13 protein-coding genes and 2 pseudogenes are annotated in these 19,585 nt (G+C 44.9%); 9 read left to right on the top strand and 6 right to left on the bottom strand.

From position 1 onward, the window contains the following. The first annotated feature begins 48 nt into the window (after positions 1 to 48). The 3 genes from cbiQ to NMG48_RS16740 are packed head-to-tail and all read left to right on the top strand — an operon-like array spanning position 49 to position 2,793. Positions 49 to 867 carry a cobalt ECF transporter T component CbiQ gene (gene cbiQ, locus NMG48_RS16750; protein WP_441339195.1) on the top strand — a complete coding sequence of 273 codons (819 nt, stop codon included), beginning with the start codon at positions 49 to 51 and terminating at the stop codon, positions 865 to 867. A 28-nt stretch (positions 868 to 895) separates the two neighbouring features. Then, complete coding sequence (locus NMG48_RS16745; protein ID WP_271252596.1) at positions 896 to 1,633, top strand: energy-coupling factor ABC transporter ATP-binding protein; 738 nt, start codon at positions 896 to 898, stop codon at positions 1,631 to 1,633. Then, complete coding sequence (locus tag NMG48_RS16740; RefSeq protein WP_271252595.1) at positions 1,630 to 2,793, top strand: glycosyltransferase family 4 protein; 1,164 nt, start codon at positions 1,630 to 1,632, stop codon at positions 2,791 to 2,793. Before NMG48_RS16745 ends, NMG48_RS16740 begins: the two co-directional genes overlap by 4 nt. Before the next feature lie 36 nt (positions 2,794 to 2,829). On the opposite strand, the gene NMG48_RS16735 is transcribed toward NMG48_RS16740, so the two are convergent. From NMG48_RS16735 to NMG48_RS16725, 3 genes are all read right to left on the bottom strand, one after another. Continuing rightward, positions 2,830 to 4,035 (bottom strand): lipid-A-disaccharide synthase-related protein, encoded by a 1,206-nt coding sequence (locus NMG48_RS16735; protein WP_271252594.1) that lies wholly within the window; start codon positions 4,033 to 4,035, stop codon positions 2,830 to 2,832. 190 nt (positions 4,036 to 4,225) lie between these two features. Next, positions 4,226 to 5,929, bottom strand: a complete 1,704-nt coding sequence (locus NMG48_RS16730) for an NAD(P)H-quinone oxidoreductase subunit 4 (protein WP_271252593.1) — start codon at positions 5,927 to 5,929, stop codon at positions 4,226 to 4,228. 395 nt (positions 5,930 to 6,324) lie between these two features. Next, positions 6,325 to 7,224 carry an RDD family protein gene (locus NMG48_RS16725; protein ID WP_271252592.1) on the bottom strand — a complete coding sequence of 300 codons (900 nt, stop codon included), beginning with the start codon at positions 7,222 to 7,224 and terminating at the stop codon, positions 6,325 to 6,327. 215 nt (positions 7,225 to 7,439) lie between these two features. Between NMG48_RS16725 and NMG48_RS16720 the strand changes: the two genes are divergently transcribed. Then, a complete protein-coding gene (locus tag NMG48_RS16720; RefSeq protein ID WP_271252591.1) occupies positions 7,440 to 7,640 on the top strand; it encodes a DUF29 domain-containing protein in 201 nt (66 codons plus the stop codon). A 35-nt stretch (positions 7,641 to 7,675) separates the two neighbouring features. Beyond that, a pseudogene (locus NMG48_RS16715) lies at positions 7,676 to 7,939 on the top strand (transposase); the annotation flags it as partial. A gap of 97 nt (positions 7,940 to 8,036) precedes the next feature. Here the strand turns inward: NMG48_RS16715 and NMG48_RS16710 are convergent. Further along, positions 8,037 to 8,529, bottom strand: a pseudogene (locus NMG48_RS16710) (transposase); the annotation flags it as partial. Positions 8,530 to 8,632: 103 nt separating this feature from the next. Continuing rightward, on the bottom strand, positions 8,633 to 9,997 hold the full coding sequence (gene rlmD / locus NMG48_RS16705; RefSeq protein WP_271252590.1) for a 23S rRNA (uracil(1939)-C(5))-methyltransferase RlmD: 1,365 nt from the start codon (positions 9,995 to 9,997) through the stop codon (positions 8,633 to 8,635). 356 nt (positions 9,998 to 10,353) lie between these two features. Between rlmD and NMG48_RS16700 the strand changes: the two genes are divergently transcribed. After that, complete coding sequence (locus NMG48_RS16700) at positions 10,354 to 13,926, top strand: DNA methyltransferase (protein WP_271252589.1); 3,573 nt, start codon at positions 10,354 to 10,356, stop codon at positions 13,924 to 13,926. Positions 13,927 to 14,179: 253 nt separating this feature from the next. On the opposite strand, the gene NMG48_RS16695 is transcribed toward NMG48_RS16700, so the two are convergent. After that, complete coding sequence (locus tag NMG48_RS16695) at positions 14,180 to 14,398, bottom strand: hypothetical protein (protein WP_271252588.1); 219 nt, start codon at positions 14,396 to 14,398, stop codon at positions 14,180 to 14,182. 144 nt (positions 14,399 to 14,542) lie between these two features. On the opposite strand from NMG48_RS16695, the gene NMG48_RS16690 reads away from it, so the two are divergent. From NMG48_RS16690 to trhO, 3 genes are all read left to right on the top strand, one after another. Next, positions 14,543 to 16,669 (top strand): DEAD/DEAH box helicase, encoded by a 2,127-nt coding sequence (locus tag NMG48_RS16690; RefSeq protein ID WP_271252587.1) that lies wholly within the window; start codon positions 14,543 to 14,545, stop codon positions 16,667 to 16,669. Positions 16,670 to 16,989: 320 nt separating this feature from the next. Next, positions 16,990 to 18,195 carry a GIY-YIG nuclease family protein gene (locus NMG48_RS16685; protein ID WP_271252586.1) on the top strand — a complete coding sequence of 402 codons (1,206 nt, stop codon included), beginning with the start codon at positions 16,990 to 16,992 and terminating at the stop codon, positions 18,193 to 18,195. Between the two features lie 176 nt (positions 18,196 to 18,371). After that, on the top strand, positions 18,372 to 19,559 hold the full coding sequence (gene trhO / locus NMG48_RS16680; RefSeq protein WP_271252585.1) for an oxygen-dependent tRNA uridine(34) hydroxylase TrhO: 1,188 nt from the start codon (positions 18,372 to 18,374) through the stop codon (positions 19,557 to 19,559). Positions 19,560 to 19,585: the final 26 nt, after the last annotated feature.

Genomic DNA, 19,585 nt, shown 5'->3' with positions numbered 1-19,585 from the left:
TGATCGCGTAGAGGTCAGCATAATCTTCTATATTTTGTGAAATCTATGCTGCTACATATTAACCTTGTCGAAACCAATGATCGCCAATCTCTACAGCCTAGCGATCGCTTGAATATATGGACGAGTTTGGCAGTACATACCCGTATGTTATGTGTATTCCTACTAGTATTTGCGATCGCCTTAACACCAATGGGCAGATGGTGGACTTGGTTAATCTATGCGATCGCGATTGTGCCGATTATCTATTGGAGCAGATTTGATTGGGGAATACTGACAAAGCGGATGGCAATTGAACTAGCGTTTGTCAGTGTTATTCTCTTAGGTACGCTCTTTCGGGGTGGTGGGGAAGTAATCTGGCAATGGCGATGGATGCAGATTACCACTTACGGTTTAACTGTATTAGTAAGTGTCAGTATTAAGTCATTTCTATCTCTACTATTATTAAATATCCTCACCCTGAGTACTTCCGTTTCTCTATTGTTACAAGCACTCGTTACCCTCAAAACACCTCCACTATTAGTGAGTATTCTCGCTTCTATGTATCGCTATATTGGTGTTTTAACCAATGAATTTAAGGCGATGCGGCGTGCGGCAACTGCCCGAAACTTTGCCCCAAGAAATCTCTATGATCGCTACAGACAAGATCACGCATGGCAGCGGCAGGTGTTAGGTAATATGCTCGGAGTATTATTTATTCGTACCTACGATCGCGGCGATCGCATTTACCAAGCAATGTTGGCACGGGGATATCAAGGCATTCCTGTAGTCAATGAAACAAGCTCTAGCGACTGGCGCGATCGCCTTGCGATTGGATGCGTTATGATCGTTATTTTAGTCGGTCAAGTTTTTCAAGTTTTTATTATTTAGAGCGCATCGCACTCTAAATAGAATATATATGCACCATAACCCTATCTTTATTGAAAACCTCAGTTATGTCTATCCTGATGGTATTCAGGCTTTGAAAGGGATTAGTCTCCAGATTGGGGCAACGGAACGAGTTGCGATCGTGGGGGCAAATGGTTCTGGCAAATCAACATTATTACTGCATCTCAATGGGATTCTCATGCCGCAGCAAGGCGACATAGTGATCGGCGAGATGCTATTAATACCAAATAATTTGTTAGCAATTAGGAACTTTGTCGGTTTGGTGTTTCAAAATCCTGACGATCAACTATTTATGCCTACGGTTTGGGAAGATGTTGCCTTTGGCCCGATGAATCAAGGATTTAAGGGAACTGACTTGAAAACTCTTGTGTCAGAAGCTTTAGTTGCCGTTGGTCTCGATGTTACCAAATACGCACATCGCCAATCCTATAACCTATCTGGTGGTGAAAAGAAACGTGTGGCGATCGCAGGAGTATTAGCGATGCAGCCACAGGTCTTAGTATTTGATGAACCATCTGCCCAACTCGATCCACGATCCCGTCGTCAATTAATTCAGCTTTTGCAAACTTTGCCTGAAACTCAGTTAATTGCTACGCACGATCTGGACTTAGTTCTAGAATTATGCGATCGCACGATTGTGTTGAGTGAAGGCAAAATCGTCTATGACGGCAACACCAAACAGATATTAAGCGATCGCGAATTTCTGCTAGCCCATTCTCTCGAAATGCCCCTCAGTCTTAACCAATGAAACATATTCTTTTTATCTTGCCCTATCTCAACCAAGGTGGTACGGAAAAACAAGCTCTTAGTCTGATTGAAGGATTGCGCGATCGCTACAAAATCTCCCTATTAGCTCCCGATGGTAACGGTGCTGCGGCATTTCGAGCGTTACCAATTGCCCAAAGAGCATTTACTCAATGGGATCATAATTTTTTTAAAGGTTTGCCCGAACTGATTGCGGGTATTAGAGAACTTCAGCAGGAACAGGCGATCGATCTTGTACATATTCATGGAGCCCATGAATTGATGCTACCTGTGCGTTTGGTATTGGGGCGAGTGCCAATTATTTTTACAGTGCATGGCTACCATGAGCCAAATATGCAGCTTAGCTATCAAAGTTCTTGCTGGTTTAGCAATTGGTTTGCCGATCGCGTAATTAGTGTATGTGAATCGGAATATAACCTCTTGCGCGAATTTGGGCTAAATGAGAAAAAGCTCCATTTAATTTATAACGGTGTTAAAGAGCCAATTCTGGATCTTGCTAAATCAGCAAGTCTTGCCCGCCAATACCAGCTTGATCCATCGACGCAACTCATTCTTGGTACAGCCGCTCGTCTTGAGGAGGCGAAAGGCTTAACTTACTTACTCCAAGCCTTTGCCAAGCTCACCCGTCTATCAGTGCCAACTCCTGCTCTAGTAGGACAAGGGACAGGTAGTGGCTATCAATCTCTTGCTGCGAGACAAACTAATCTCCGTCTAGTCATTGCAGGTAATGGTGATTTGGAAGCTAGCCTCAAGCAAGAAGCTCAAGATTTAGGTATCAGCGATCGCGTAATTTTTACAGGCTATCTCAATGACTTACCAAATCTAATGCAATTGTTTGACATTTTCGTACTGCCATCTTTGCAAGAAGCTTGTAGCCTTGCCTGTGCTGAGGCAATGTCTCAAAGTAAGCCCGTAGTTGGCACTTGTGTGGGTGGTATTGCTGAACAGGTTAGCGATCGCCAAACAGGTTTTATTGTCATGCCCCGCGATCCTGATCATCTTGCGGCAAAACTGACAGAATTAATTGCCGATCAAAACCTACGCGATCTCTTTGCCCAAAATGCCTATAGCCGTTATCAACAAATGTTTTCCAGCGAAATTATGCTCAATAAAACCGCAGAACTGTACGAGATGTATTTATGAAAATTGCGGTGTCAAGTACCTCAAGCTATTGCAGGACTAATGCTGCATCGCACTATCATGAAATATTTGACTAGCGATCGCATCGGCTAAGCCTTCGGAACCACCTTTAGTACCAACCCTCTCTAAACCATTTTGTTTGCAGCGTTCTAAATAATTGCGATCGCCTAAAGTCCGTTTGACACACTTTGCTGCTTCTCGCAAAATTTCAGGTGTAGCGGATTTTTTGCCAATGGTTTGGACTGATAGACCCAGCAACCTTTCCTGTGCTTCGGCAAATCGATAGGAAAATTGAGGACCATTTCCCATAATTTGAACTACAGGTTTTCCCAATCCCACAGCCTGCTCAACGGCGGTTCCTGCCATGCCGATCGCTAGATCGCATTGCTGCAAAATATCAGGAAAGGCATCACTAAAGCAAAGGACGCTGATATCAGAATCCCTTTGATAGAATTTGCCATCGATATATTCCCAACCTGACTTGGTGGCAAGTTCAGGCAATTGCGGTATCAGGCTGGGTACGAGAGCTGCACGAAACTGAACAGGATTAGGTGAAAACTCTTTGGCGATCACGACACATAGGCGCAATTGTAATGCCAAGTTTTCCGCAGCTTCAGGCAAACGACTCCCCGACAACAAAGCGATCGTTGGCACATTTGGAATTAAATGCAAATGCTTTCCCGTTGGTTCCAAAACATCCATGATCGGATAGCCCGCAAAACTAGCATTTTGATATCCCCCTTGTTGCAGCAGCTTCGCACTATAGGCATCACGGGTCAAAATTTGGCGACAACGCGGCGATCGCATGATCAGCGCTAATTCCCAACGCGGAATAAAGCGGTTTTCATAAAAACCTGATGAGGATACCAAAAATATTGCGTAGGGCAACCCTGTCAAGTAGGCAAAAATGGCAGGTAGCACATCACCAGTCGCAAATACAAAATCACAGGTTTGACCACAGGCTTTCGCGGCTCTAATTTGTTGCCAAGTCAAGCTAAGCAAACCCGACTGAAAATCCTCAATTTGCTTACGCAAACTCATATAGCCAAATCCCCCCGATGGTAACGCTTTAGTCGGTGTCGCGATTTCTACCCCTGCCCGACGATAGGCATTACCATCTCCCACCAGTGGTAAAGCGATCGTCTCTACATGGGGATACTTGTGTCGTAAAGCTTTCAGGACTTCACAAGCATTTAAATCCTCACCATGACCATTACTGATAAATAGGACTCGTTTTGTTGGCATTAACTGGTTGCATTCAAGAATCACTACTAAACCTAAAACTCTTAAACTCTATAATCAAGTGTATCTATAGCTGTCGCAAAGCCTCAAATAATATAAATAGAGAAAGCCTCGCAATGCGAGGCTTTCTCTATTTATATTATTTGACAAAAATTTTAATCTCAAAAATGGCATTGCCATTTTGAGATTGGTGTTACTTGTTAGCTAAAACTGCATTTACCTTAACTTCTGAAAGTGTAGGGAAAGAAGATGGATGAGCTAAGATGGGAGACTTTTTCGACGATGCTACATCAGCATGGGCTTGACGCATTTGCGAATTAATTACCACCGTAGTCGCATCGTAAATATTGGTTGCCATCTTGGGATAAGCACCGATCGCAATAATTGGTACTAAGAAGCAAACCGCAATAAATACTTCACGAGGTCTCGCATCACTAAAGTCAGATTCACTAGGCAAGGCACAACTTGTACCGAAACAAACTACTTCTTGGTTACCTTGTGATCTAAGACTAATGTCTGAGATATCGCAGGAAGGATTGATATCACAGGTAGGATTACCCTCACAGGCGTAGAAAATCTGACGCAACATTGACAGCAAATAAATCGGAGTGAGAATTACGCCCACTGCGGCGAGGAATACTGTAACTGTGCGGAAAGTAGAGCTATAGACATCGCTAGAGGTCATGCCTACAAATACAGCAATTTCACTAGCAAACCCACTCATTCCAGGAAGAGCCAAAGATGCCAATGCGCCAACCGTAAAGAGAGCGAATACCTTAGGCATGACCTTACCGATGTAGCCCATCTCGTTCAATAACATTGTGTGGGTGCGATCGTAGGTAACACCAGCAAGGAAGAACAAGACTGAGGCAATCAATCCATGGGAAAGCATTTGCAACATTGCCCCACTGATTCCCAAGTCAGTGAAGGAGGCAATCCCAATCAGGACAAAGCCCATGTGCGAAACTGAGGAGAAAGCAAGGCGGCGCTTCATATTGGTTTGGGCAAAGGAATTTACTGCCCCGTAGACAATATTGACTACGCCTAGCATCGCTAATACGGGTGCGAAGTAAACATGAGCATGTTCAAGCAATCCCATATTTAGACGAATCAAACCATATCCACCCATTTTTAGCAGGACACCAGCCAAAATCATTGATACAGGTGAAGATGCTTCGCCATGAGCGTCGGGCAACCAAGTATGGAGAGGGAAAATTGCGAGTTTGACACCAAAAGCAATTAACAAACCTGCATAGAGGGGAAGCTCTAGGAACAGAGGAAATTCTTTGAGCGCTAGCTCCGCCATGTCAAAGGTAAGGTTATTGCCATAGAGAGCCATTGCTAAGCCTGCCACCAAGATAAAAATGGAAGCGGCGGCGGTGTAAAGCAAAAACTTTGTGGCTGCATACTGGCGCTTTTGACCGCCCCAGATGGAAACGAGCAAATACACAGGAATTAGTTCTACTTCCCACATGATGAAAAACATCAGGAGATCTTGGGCAACAAATACGCCGATCTGTGCAGAATACAGCACCAACATGAGGAAGTAGAACAAGCGGGGTTTGATATTAACTTGCCACGCAGCGAAGATGGATAGCGTGGTAACAAGTCCTGCAAGTAGTACTAAGGGTGCAGAGATGCCATCGACCGAGACCGCCCAACTGAGACCTAACTGGGGTATCCATGTGTACTTTTCCGCGAGTTGAAAGGTTGCACTGCTCGGATCATAGTTTTTCCAGAAGGCGTAGCACATCAAAATAAAATCAGCGATGCCTACACCTAATGCATACCAACGCACAGTTTTGCCTTCTTTGTCTGGCAATATGGGGATTAGCAAGGAAGCTATGAGGGGGAGCAGGACAATCGCGGTAAGCCAAGGAAATTGGTCTAATGTCATGTCAATGAGAATAAATACTTACCAAGGGAATGTTAAGCATTGTACTAAACTTTACAAAGTTTTAAGCATGATTCTTTTCGATGCCTACCATCAAGGAGTCAAGATTGTTTTTAGCAAAATCGTTGCTTCACTTATAGCAATCCTAAATGGTTTGTGGAAGCGCACTCTTGTGGGGTGCGCTTCTACAAACCTAAAAATCTACAAATGATTTAGGGCTGCTATATATAGCCTCCTATTACCGAAAAACCGATATACCGTATACGGTATATATCTGGAACAATAGACATACCCCCAAAAAGTACAACGTAGTTCTGAGAAAACTCTGGCAATACGCTTTATCTCAAATTTGCATTAATCGTGGTAGCAAACTCTGTTTGAATCGCATATGTTAATAACTATCTGCGTCTGGGACGACGTGCCGATCGCTTAATTGGTGGTTCATCTTCGTAAGGTTTTTCGTAAGTATTGCCGTAGGACTTAGGGCGATCGCGCAGATCATCACGATAGTCATCACGAAAATCATCCTTATCCCAATCATCGAAGCCATCCACATCGCCTTTGTAGACATTTCTGGGCGGATCTAAAGGCTCAGCATAGGGATCTTTGTAACTATCTTGATAAGACCGATCAAATTCGCTTTCTCGATCAAAATTAAAATCTTGGGGTGGGCGTGATTTGGTGCGAGGGCGGCGCTTAGGTTTGGGACGAGGAGCGCTATATTCATCTTCATATAAATCACGCTCTTGACGACTTTGGTAGAGCTTAGTTGCTTGTTGTCCTGCTTGGTTAAAGAGTTTGCCTAGCTTTTCATCGATCGCAAAGCCTTTGCGGGTCTGGATGGAAATCGTGCCACTAATGCGATCGTGGAAGGCTTGACGCTTTTCGTTATCAACGATCGCAAAGGCAGCATCGGCAACAAAGGGAATCCATGCAAAGACGATCAGGGTCGAGGTGATGGTTTTAATCAGAAAAATGGAGCAAACAAAGACAAAAATCTCTCGCTTCATAAATGCGCCAAGTCCAGCCGTTTTGCCATATTCCGCATCAATCACGCGAATGCTGATCAGCCATCTGCCAAAGCTCTGTCCCTGTGCGCGTGCGGCGATAAATACACGAAAGACAAACCATGTCGAGATAAATATAAATAGATGCAGGGGATTAGCAGGGTCAATCGATAATATTGAGACGGTTAATTCGGAAATAAACCAACAACTTAAAAAGTCTACGATGAGCGCTCCGAGGCGTTGATTGACCGTGGCAAGGGGATAGCGACTGTAGGCTGGCTCGAAGTCCATTGTGATTGCTTGATTCGTGATGAAGACACAGAGTTATATTCTATGCCTTTATAATTACAATTACAGTGCTTTGCGCTGAAGCAAAGTCCCAAGAAATTTTTGAAAGCGACGCTTTCAAAAATTTTTTGGGACTTTATGGCAAAGGAGCTAAATCAAAATGACACAGGCGATAACTCGTAAATCTCTCAATGCCTCTCTAATATGAGACAGACTTTTTGCTATGGACTGAGGAAACTGCAGCCAAGCTCAAGGCTAGGGATTTTGACCATGTAGACTTGGAAAACTTGATAGAGGAGATCGAATCATTGGGGCGTTCTGAAAAAAAGGAGGTTAGAAATCGGCTCAAAACTTTGCTAGAACATCTAATCAAGCGGATCTATGTTGATATGCCTCGGCACTGGTCAGTAAAGGGGTGAGGAGTAAAATAAATGAGGTAGAGTTGGAAGAAAACATGGAATATCCGCACTGCCAAAGCGAAAAAGTAGTCAAGAATGGCAAAAATTACCACCAAGATGGCAAAGCAATCCAGAATTACTTATGCAAAGGATGTGGCAAAAGATTCAACGAACGGACAGGAACAGCCATGTCAAGGCTAAGAACCCCAGCAAGTATCGTGTCCTATGCCCTGAAAATGAGGACAGAGGGGATGGGAATCAGAGCGAGTGGGAGAGTACTAGAAAAATCGCACACCAGCATCATGAGATGGGAGCAAAAAGGCACTGGTCAGCTAATGTGGGATGAGTTCTGAAACGTCCATTTCATGTCGATAAAAAAGACTCAAATATGTCTCTCACGATTTAGCTGACCAGTGCCCACTGCCATGCTGTTTTCGTTGCTTTTGCAAATAGTTCAGTGGTTTTCTGTCCTGCCTTTGCTTCAATCCAATAGCGACTGTTACGTTCGATAAATACTACTGTCCACCCTTTTGATTCACTGGGGGGGAAGGTTCTCGCCTACGCGAGTATAAATTTCATCTCCTTCAATAGTCACTTCTCCTCCTGCTGGCGCATCTGGACTCCATTGCTGTGCTTGATGTGCTAATTTTTGCTCCCATCTCATGATGCTGGTGTGCGATTTTTCTAGGACTCTCCCACTCGCTCTGATTCCCATCCCCTCTGTCCTCATTTTCAGGGCATAGGACACGATACTTGCTGGGGTTCTTAGCCTTGACATCGCTGTTCCTGTCCGTTCGTTGAATCTTTTGCCACATCCTTTGCATAAATAATTTTGGATTGCTTTGCCGTCTTGGTGGTAATCTCTGCCATTTTTGACCACCTGTTCACTTTGGCAGTGCGGACATTTCATCTTTGCTTCCTTGTCTCTACCTCTTTATTTTAACCCTCACTCCTTTACTGACCAGTGCCCTAGTAGTCATTGGTGTATTTTAACGCAGCAAGACTTTTTTGATTTATGCCTTAGCCAAAAAAGCGATCGCTTCGACGTGAGAGGTTTGCGGGAAAAAGTCAATCGGTTGAATGCGAGTGAGTTGATAGAGATTACCTTCACATAGCAACTTGAGATCTCTCGCTTGGGTGGCGGGATTGCAACTGACATAGACAATACGTTCAGGAGCATTTTCGCGGAGAAAGGTAATTACTTCAGGTTCACAACCTTTGCGGGGAGGATCGAGGATCACGATATCAGGCTGTACATTGAGAGTGCTGATCAATTCTTCGACTTTACCAGTGTGGAAAACCACGTTATCAATACCGTTGAGTTCCGCATTGAGCTTACCTTGAGCAGTAGCCTGTGGCTGAATTTCGATCGCGATCGCCTGCTTGACCTGTTCGGCTAGGGGTAAAGCGATCGTGCCAATACCAGCATAGGCATCTAAGAGAACTTCTGTTCCTTCTAGTTGCAACTCTGATTCGATAATGTTGAACATCTTCTCTGCTTGCTCTGTATAAACCTGAAAGAAAGTATCTCCACGCAGACGGAAGGTAAGACCCGCAAATTTTTCTAAAAGATAGTCTTTACCCGCAATGCAACGGCTCTCACGTCCAAAAATGGCATTGGTTTTATCAGGATTGCAATTGAGAATTACACCCACCACCTTGTCATAGCGCTCTAGCCATGTCTGGGCAAATACTCCTAAGTTCGGTACATCCCAATCACGGGTGACAATAGTAATCAGAATCTCGCCTGTATGTCTGCCGATACGCAGTCCTAAATGCCGTAGTAAGCCTGTATGAGCATTCTCATCATAGATTTCCCAACATTGGTTATGGATATCCATTTTAAGTTCAGCAAGCATCGGATCGAGGCGTTCATCTTGAGCAGGGCATTGATTGAGATTGACGATCTTATGGCTTCCTTTCTGGTAGTAGCCTGCTTTAAGATTGCCATCTTTGCCAGTAGCTAGGGGATAGGTAACTTTGTTGCGGTAGTGCAAGCTATCTTTCGCACCGACAATCGGGGAAATGAGTTCTTCTAAAAGATCAGCATCAAAGCCACCGATTCTTTGTAATGCTTGAAGAACAATGTTTTGCTTGGTTCGCAGTTGGGCAGGATAGCTGACGGCTTGCCACTGACAACCACCGCACTTGTCAGCAACAATGCAATTAGGACGGACGCGATCGCTTGATGGCGTTAAAATTTTTTCAATGCTTGCCTTAGCAAAATTCTTTTTCACAAACTCTAGCTTGGCAACAATGCGATCGCTAGGGACAGTATTCGGCACAAAGATGGCAATATTTTCGTAACGACCCACTCCATCGCCACTATCGGCGAGGTCATCAATGGTGAGCGTAATTTTTTGTCCTTGTTGCAACATATTTTCCTAAAATTGATAGTGCGGATGGGGATTTGGGCGATTTATATATACTGCCTAAAATTCTAGTCAAAATTTAATCTGTGCTTACTCATGCCCAAAGGGAATTGCCATCCTTGACATTTTTTGATAATGACAGGTGTCAGCCCATTGGCATCATACATCTCTGTCATGTCCATGTCCAAAATCAGAAACCAGAAAGCTCATTTTCATTAAAGAACCAGTTTTTTGATGGTGCGGCAAAGCCGCACCATCAAAAAACTGGGTTCTTATTCTACTGTGAAGCCCTAGGTTGTGGGAATTAAATGTAGGATGGTTGAGCGATCGCGTAACCTATCACCTTTAACTGATATCTGTCCATGAATGCCGTTGAAATTGAAGAAGCAGTTTCTAATTTAGCTGAGACACCTTTTGATGCTAGCGAGTTTCCTTTTGCCTTTTTAGAGGCATTTGGGAACAAGGCGACGACGATCAAGCGACTCAAAAGTGCGGAATCAAATCTGTCAGATCTAGGTGGTGTGCTTCAGCGCAATAACATTCATATTAAGGTTTGTAATGTGGGAGAGGTGGGGGCAACGCTCACGGCTTTGCGGACAAGTCCAGCCACGACCAAGCATAAGGTCAAGTTTGTTCTGGCGACGGATGGGCAAGACTTTGAGGCAGAAAGTATGGGCGATGGGGAGACGATCGCCTGTGCATATCCTCAATTTGCCGATCATTTTGGCTTTTTCTTGCCGTTGGCAGGGATTACGACGGTTAAGCAGATTCGGGAGAATGCCTTTGATATTAAGGCGACGGGGCGGCTAAATCGGCTTTATGTGGAGTTGCTAAAGGACAATCCTGATTGGGATCAGGGCGATCGCCGTGAAGATTTTAATCATTTTATGGCGCGGTTGATTTTCTGCTTTTTTGCGGAGGATACGAATATTTTTCATGGGGATGGGCTGTTTACGCAGACGATCGCGCAGATGAGTGACGGTGAAAATACCCATGAGGTTTTGGCGGAGTTGTTTCGGGCGATGGCGACACCATTACAGGAACGCGAGGCGTTAGGGATTCGTAATTGGGCGAATGTGTTTCCCTATGTGAATGGAGGGCTATTTAGCCCTCATCCCCTAGCCCCTTCTCCCAAGGAGGGAGAAGGGGGACAAGAAGGATTTCTTACTCCCCTCTCCCCTACTGGGAGAGGGGCTGGGGGTGAGGGAATTAATTCAGGCGAATACTGGGAAATTTCTTCTGCTCTTAAAGAAAAAATGATTGAGGTGGCGCGTCAATTTCGCAAAGAACCTTCTCCCAGTGAAAGCATTCTCTGGCAAGCTCTACGTGGACGCAAACTAGAAGGGCGCAAATTCAGGCGACAACAGCCAATTGGAGCGTTCATTGTTGATTTTTTCTGTGGGGCAGAACGGCTAATTGTTGAAGTGGATGGCGGTGTGCATGACTCACAACAAGAAGCAGATCGCCAACGACAAGAGCTACTTGAATCCTTGGGTTTGAGAGTGGTTCGTGTATCCAGTGAGCTAGTTGAAACGAGGCTAGATGAGGCGTTGGCTATTGTACGGCAGGGGTTTAACCCTCATCCCCTAGCCCCTTCTCCCAAGACGGGAGAGGGGGGACAAGAATCTCTTACTCCCCTCTCCCCTACTGGGAGAGGGGCTGGGGGTGAGGGTCTTCAATTGGTAGATCGCCCTCATCCCCTAACCCCTTCTCCCAAGGAGGGAGAAGGGGGACAAAAGACTCTTACTCCCCTCTCCCCTAATGGGAGAGGGGCTGGGGGTGAGGGTCTTCAATTGGTAGATCGCCCTCATCCCCTAACCCCTTCTCCCAAGGAGGGAGAGGGGGGACAAGAATCTCCTCTTACTCCCCTCTCCCGCTCTGGGAGAGGGGCTGGGGGTGAGGGAGTTCCTCGTTTTAGCAAGATTGCGCGATCGTATTTGCTGCATATTGGCAATCTGGACTGGAAGCGGATTAATCCTGATATTTTTGGGTCGATGATTCAGGCGATCGCTGATGATGAGGAGCGCGGCACTTTGGGGATGCACTATACGAGTGTGCCGAATATCTTGAAGGTTCTTAATCCGCTTTTTCTTGATGATCTTCGCGCTCAGTTGGAGGCGGCGGGGGACAATGGGCGGAAGTTGTTGAATTTGCGGCAACGGATGGCGAAGATTCGCGTGTTTGATCCTGCTTGTGGGTCGGGGAATTTTTTGGTGATTGCTTATAAGGAGATGCGCGGCATTGAGGCGGAAATCAATCGGCGGCGGGGTGAGGGCGATCGCAAGTCTGAGATTCCGTTAACCAATTTTCGGGGGATTGAGATTCGGCATTTTGCGGTGGAGGTGGCGCGGTTGGCGTTGATTATTGCGGAGTATCAGTGTGATGTGTTGTATCGGGGGCAAATGTTGGCGCTGGCGGAGTTTTTGCCGTTAAAGAGTGATAATTGGATTACTTGTGGGAATGCGTTGCGGTTGGATTGGTTGAGTCTGTGTCCGCCAACGGGAACGGGGGTAAGGGTGCAGCGTGAGGATTTGGATTTGTGGCAAGAGACGCGGGATGAGGCTGAGATTGATTTTAAAAATGAGGGAGGAGAAACTTATATTTGTGGAAATCCGCCTTATTTGGGTTCTACTTGGCAATCGAAGGAACAGAAGGATGATTTAAAACAAATTTTTGATGGACGTACTAAGTTATGGAAGTCGCTAGATTATGTGGCGGGTTGGTTTATGAAGGCTGCTGATTATGGAACCCAAACCCAAGCGGCGGCGGCATTTGTTTCGACTAATTCCATTTGTCAGGGGCAACAAGTACCAATTCTCTGGTCACTAATTTTTGCAACTGGTCATGAAATTGCTTTTGCTCATACTTCTTTTAAATGGGCAAATCTAGCGAGTCATAATGCTGGGGTGACAGTGGTTATTGTGGGAATTTCTAATCATTCCAGAAAGTTTAAATATCTATTTTCTATTGATGAGAAAAATCAAACTATTGTAAAGGAAGCTGAAAATATTAATGCTTACTTGGTTTCGGGTGCAACTGTAATTATTGAAAAAGCAGCAAAGCCATTGTGCGATATTCCTGCCATGAATTTTGGTAATAAACCTGTGGATGGCGGTAATTTGCTCCTTTCTTATGATGAAGTAAATAGAATAGGGCTGAACCAAGAGCAAAAAAATAAGTTTATCAAACGAATTTATGGATCAGCAGAATTTATTCGGGGATTATCTCGTTATTGCTTATGGATTGAAGATGAAGACTTAGATGAAGCTTTGAAAATTGAACCTGTTAGACAACGGATTGAAGGAGTTCGTAAAATGCGTTTAAATAGTCGAGCCAAAGATGCTAATGCTCTAGCTGATCGTTATCATCAAATGCGTGAGATGAATATTGGAACAAAGCAAACCGTTACAGTTGCAGCTATTTCATCTGAAAATCGCGAGTTTCTTCCTTGTGGCTTATTAAATTCATGGGAAACAATTACAAACAAACTTTATGCTCTCTACGATGCCCCGCTCTGGAACATGGCACTCATCGCCTCACGCCTCCATTGGGTCTGGATCGGTACAGTTTGCGTGCGGCTAGAAATGCGATTCTCTTACTCCAACACCCTCGGCTGGAACACCTTCCCCGTCCCCACCCTCACCGAACAAAACAAAACCGACCTCACCCGTTGCGCCGAAGACATACTGTTAGCTAGAGAGCATTACTTTCCTGCCACCATCGCCGATATGTACGATCGCGACAGAATGGACAGCGAATTTCCATTAGTCAGACAAGCCCACGAGAGAAATGACGAAATCATTGAACGGATTTACATCGGGCGGCGGTTTAAAAACGACACCGAGCGATTAGAGAAGTTGTTTGAGATGTACAGCAAAATGACCAGTAAACAAGAGACAGGGAAACCAGCTAGCAAACGAAAAACCAAGTCATAAATATCGCCCTCACCCCCCAGCCCCCTCTCCCAAAAGGGGAGAGGGGGAGCAAGACTAATTTCTTGTTCCCCTCTCCCCTTTTGGGAGAGGGGCTAGAGGTGAGGGTCTTGTAGATGATCGTGGGGATTATTACCATTTCCGCAGTTGAGAATTAACCAGCGATCGCCCTAAGTTTAGGGCAGAGCATTCCTGTATATAAAACTTAGCGATCCAAATAAATAGTCGCAGGAATGCTCTGCCCCTACCAAATTAATTATATTTCTAATATTTGAGAAGAGTGATTATGATTCCACTGCAAAGCCTGATCCAGTTTTTCTGAGAAAGAATCTTCATGTACCCAGCTTTCAGAAGGGAACGACCGCTTTAGTAGAAGATTATAAAATACTTCCCATTCATTACCCCATTGCTTCAAATTAATGACAACAGAAGTCTTCTCTCCTTGGTCGTCTATGATATATTCAATACCTTTCATAACCTTGTTATAGAGGAAAAGTTAGTAGTAAGTTTAACTAAGTTATATCATTTTTTACTTTTGATATGCGCGATCGCGAACTATCAGGTACAGGATTAGAAAAATGACCAGCCAGAAAACTCCAGCGAAACCATCAACTAAACAATGAGTAAACCCAAAGCCATCCCCTCCGTATCCGTCACCTACGCCCACAACGGCACATCCACCCAGCCCAATGCCCTCGGTATGCGCCCCATGCAAGAACGCGCCTACCAAAAACGCGGCGAACAATATTTGCTGATCAAATCTCCCCCCGCCTCTGGCAAAAGTCGCGCCCTCATGTTTATCGCCCTCGACAAGCTGGAAAATCAAGGACTCAAACAAGCGATCGTCGTCGTTCCCGAAAAATCGATCGGCTCCAGCTTCCATAATGAACCCCTCACCCAGTTTGGATTTTGGGCAGATTGGATCGTCGAACCGAAATGGAACCTTTGCGACGCATCGGGAACCGATAGCGGCAAGGTCAATGCTGTTCAGAAATTTCTCGATAGCACCGCCAAAGTCCTAATTTGTACCCATGCCACCTTCCGCTTTGCCGTCGATAAATTTGGGATTGAAGCCTTCGATCAACGCCTGATCGCCATTGATGAATTTCACCATGTTTCCGCAAATCCCAATAACAAACTGGGTGAATATGTCGGTCAACTGATGGCGCGAGACAAAACCCATATTATCGCCATGACTGGTTCTTACTTTCGTGGCGATGCGATCGCTGTGCTGCATCCCCAAGACGAAGCCAAATTTGAAACTGTTACCTACACCTACTACGAACAACTTAATGGCTATCAATATCTCAAACAACTCGACATCGGTTATTACTTCTACTCTGGGAGTTATACCGATGAAATTATGCAAATCTTAAATCCCAAAGAAAAAACAATTCTGCATATTCCTAACGTCAATTCCCGCGAAAGCACCAAAGATAAAATAAAAGAAGTAGAACATATTATTGAAGCACTAGGCGAATGGCAAGGAGCCGATCCGCAAACAGGATTTCAGTTAGTCAAAACCACTGACGGCACGATCCTCAAAATTGCCGATCTCGTCGATGATGACCCTAGTAAACGCGATCGCGTCAGTGCCGCCCTCAAAGATCCTAATCATAAAAATAATCGCGATCGCGTCGATCTGATTATTGCCCTCGGCATGGCAAAGGAAGGCTTTGACTGGATTTGGTGCGAACACGCTTTGACGATTGGCTATCGCTCTAGCTTGACCGAAATTGTGCAGATCATCGGACGCGCCACCCGTGACGCACCCAACAAAACCTGCGCCCGCTTTACTAATCTCATCGCCGAACCCGATGCCTCTGAGGAAGCCGTCACTGAAGCAGTCAATGATACCCTCAAGGCGATCGCCGCCAGTTTGTTAATGGAACAAGTCCTCGCGCCTCGCTTTGATTTCAAACCTAAAAATCCCAATAACCAACCCACAGAAGGCTTTGACTATGGTGAAAATGGTTACGATCCCAATAAATGTAATGTGGGCTTCAACCCAGAGACTGGTCAGATACAATTAGAAATTAAAGGATTAGCGGAACCCAAAAGCAAGGAAGCAAAACGGATTTGTCGCGAAGATCTCACGGAACTAGTGACAGCTTTTGTCCAAGATAAACAGGCGATCGAGCGTGGTCTATTTGATGAGGAGTTAGTCCCCGAAGAATTAACCCAAGTCCGTATGGGTAAAATTGTGAAAGAGAAATTTCCCATCCTCGAAGAACAAGATCAAGAAGCCGTCCGCCAACACGCGATCGCGGCTCTAAATATGATTCAGCAAGCCAAGAAAACCCTCAATGAAACAGGTGGAAGCTATACTCCCAGTCTGCTCAATCTTCCTGATCCGACAAATCAGCCAGATACTCCAACTAGCGATCGGCTAGAAAGTGAGCCAACCCCAAATACGGCTCTTATTGATGGTGTGCGCCAGTTTGCCTTCTCCGTCACCGAGTTGAACATGGATCTGATCGATCGCATCAATCCCTTTGGCGAAGCCTACGCCATTCTCGCCAAGTCCATGACCGAAGAAAGGCTCAAGCAGATCGCCGAAGTGATTGCTGCAAAAGGCATTAGCCTCACCTTAGAAGAAGCAAGAGATTTAGCGAAACGGGCGCTAAGGTTTAAACAGGAAAGAGGCAGACCACCCTCCCTCACCGCTTCCGATCCTTGGGAAAAACGCATGGCGGAAGGAGTCGCCTTTTTGCAACGCAAAGTCAAGGAAGATCATAATCTTTAGCCCTCACCCCTAGCCCCTCTCCCTCTTTGGGAGAGCAGGGTGGTTTCATTTTCGGAAACGTTCTACGGGGCTATGTTCTAGCCACATTACTCTGAACGAAATACAAGCAAAAAATGTAAGATCTTGGTTGATTTTAGATTTTTTTAACTTTCTCGTTTCTGAGACAGGCTGTAGGGCGGAGATACAAGCCTCCCGAAAATGAAACCACCCTGCTCTCCCTCTTTGGGAGAGGGGAACAAGAAATTAGTTTTACTCCCTCTCCCTTCATGGGAGAGGGGGCTGGGGGGGTGAGGGTTAACATTAGTAAGAAAGAGAAAAAGATGCCTAAATACACCACTGATGATGATCTCGCCCTATTAGAAGAATTGGGCTTAGAGATTACTACCGATCAGACTGACCAACTCTCCGCCAGAGAAGAACGCATTATTGCTGGTTTTGAGGAAATCCAGCGATTTGTGGAAGAGCAAGGCAGAATGCCTCAACATGGTAGCGATCGCGATATTTTTGAACGCCTTTATGCAGTGCGTCTCGATCGTCTCCGCGAATCGTCAGAATGTCGTGAAGTGTTGAAGGGGCTAGATGCGGGAGGCTTATTAGATGCAAATAATATTAATCAATCTTCGGAATCAGATATTGCTGAGATTACTGATGCTGAGCTATTGGCAGCTCTTGGAGCGGAAACTGACCCAGCACAAGATATTACCCATCTGACCCATGTGCGATCGCGTCAAGAAATCAAAACTGCCGAAGAAATTGCCCAAAGAAACCAATGTGCAGACTTTGCCGAATTTAAGCCCATCTTTGATCAAGTCCAACAAGACTTAAAAAGTGGTCAACGCCAAACCATCAAATATCAGGACAATGCTGCCATCAATCAAGGGGATCTCTTTATTCTCGATGGTCAGAAAGTGATCGTCGCGGAAATGGGAAAGTGGTTTACCAGCGATTACGGTCTGCCTAACTCTCGCTTACGGGTTGTTTATGACAATGGTACAGAGAGCGATTTATTATTGCGATCGCTCCAACGAGCCTTAAATAAGGACAAAACCAGTCGCCGTATTACCACACCCGATTTAGGTCCCCTATTTTCGGATACACCAGCAAAAGATGATTTGGTAACTGGTTATATTTATGTACTGCGGAGTAAATCAGATGATCCTTTTATCGTCGCAAATCACTCGATCATTCATAAAATTGGTGTCACCAGTGGTGATGTGAAAAAGCGTGTTGCTAATGCACCTAAAGATCCTACTTATTTGCTCGCAGATGTGGAAATTATTACCACCTTTAAATTAGCCAATATTAACCCCAAAAAATTGGAAGCTCTACTTCACAAGTTCTTTGATCACGTTAGGCTAGATGTCCAATTGCAAGATCGCTTTGGGATACCCGTAAAGCCGAGAGAATGGTTTCTTGTGCCTTTAGAAGTAGTAGAAAGTGTGATTACAAAAATCAAAGAAGGGAACCTCGACCAATTTCGCTATGATCCAGAAACAGCAAATCTAGTGAGAACTGATGTTACGTGAACAAATATCGCCCTCATCCCCCAGCCCCTTCTCCCATTAAGGGAGAAGGGGAGTAAGACTAGTTTCTTGTTCCCCTCTCCCCTTTTGGGAGAGGGGCTAGGGGTGAGGGTGTGAGCTTCCACGTAACACCAGTGAGAACGTAAATTGTTGTAATTGCAAACGATAATAAAAAGACTATGTTAATTCGATTGTTCCAAAGCCAAGATAGCGATCGCATCGCCCAGCTATTTCATGATACTGTGCGCGAGGTGAATATTCGTGATTACTCACCTGAGCAGGTAAAGGCATGGGCTCCCGATGATCTCTATTTCACCAACTGGACAGAAGACTGCACGAATAGCTTCACCTATGTTGCCGAAGAAGCAGGAGAAATTATCGGCTTTGCCCAACTAGAACCCAATGGGCACATTGACTGTTTCTTTTGTCATAAGGACTATCAGCGCTGTGGTGTGGGAACGCGGCTATATCGCGCGATCGAGGCAAAGGCTTTAGAATTAAAGATAGAACGCCTATTTGTGGAAGTGAGCATTACAGCAAGAGCATTTTTTAAGAGTCGCGGATTTGCAGTAGTAAAGGAGCAGCAAGTATCCTGCCGAGGCGAAAAATTGACTAACTTTGTGATGGAAAAGTATCTAGGCAACTACCTAGAGAAAAATCAATTTGTAGTAGCAACTTTCTATCATTTCGCGGAGTTAGAGGATTACAAGGAAATGCGATCGCCCATTACCGCTTTTTGCGATCGCCATGAACTGAAGGGAGTAATTTTATTAGCATCAGAGGGAATTAACTCTACCATCGCAGGTAGTCGAGAAGGCATTGATGCTTTATTAAGCTATTTACGCGCCGATTCGCGTTTGCATAATTTGGAACATAAGGAAACTTACTGCAATGTTATGCCCTATAACAAGTTGCGAGTAAGGCTCAAAAAGGAACTAGTAAAGTTTGGTGTATCAGGCATCGATCCTAGTAAAGAGGTGGGAACCTATGTCGATCCTAAGGATTGGAATACGTTAATTGCCGATCCCGATGTGATTGTCATTGATACGCGCAATATTTACGAAGTAGAGTTTGGCACTTTTAAAGGAGCGATCGATCCCAATATCGACTTCTTTCATGAATTCCCCAAATATGTCGAGGAAAATTTAAGTGCTAATAAGCAGCAAAAAATCGCCATGTTCTGCACAGGTGGCATCCGTTGCGAGAAAGCAAGTGCCTATATGTTGGCTCAAGGTTTTGATCAGGTTTACCATCTTAAAGGAGGAATTCTCAAATATTTAGCGGAAGTTCCTCCCGAAGAGAGTCTGTGGCAAGGTGAATGCTTTGTCTTTGACGATCGCATTGCGACTAAAGGTTCTGCAATTTAATTTAGTGGTGCGGCTAAGCCGCCCCA

This window comes from Pseudanabaena sp. Chao 1811, assembly GCF_027942295.1.
GTDB lineage: Bacteria > Cyanobacteriota > Cyanobacteriia > Pseudanabaenales > Pseudanabaenaceae > Pseudanabaena.
The sequence above is the reverse complement of the archived record's forward strand: the minus strand, read 5'-3'. Positions and strand labels throughout refer to the sequence as shown.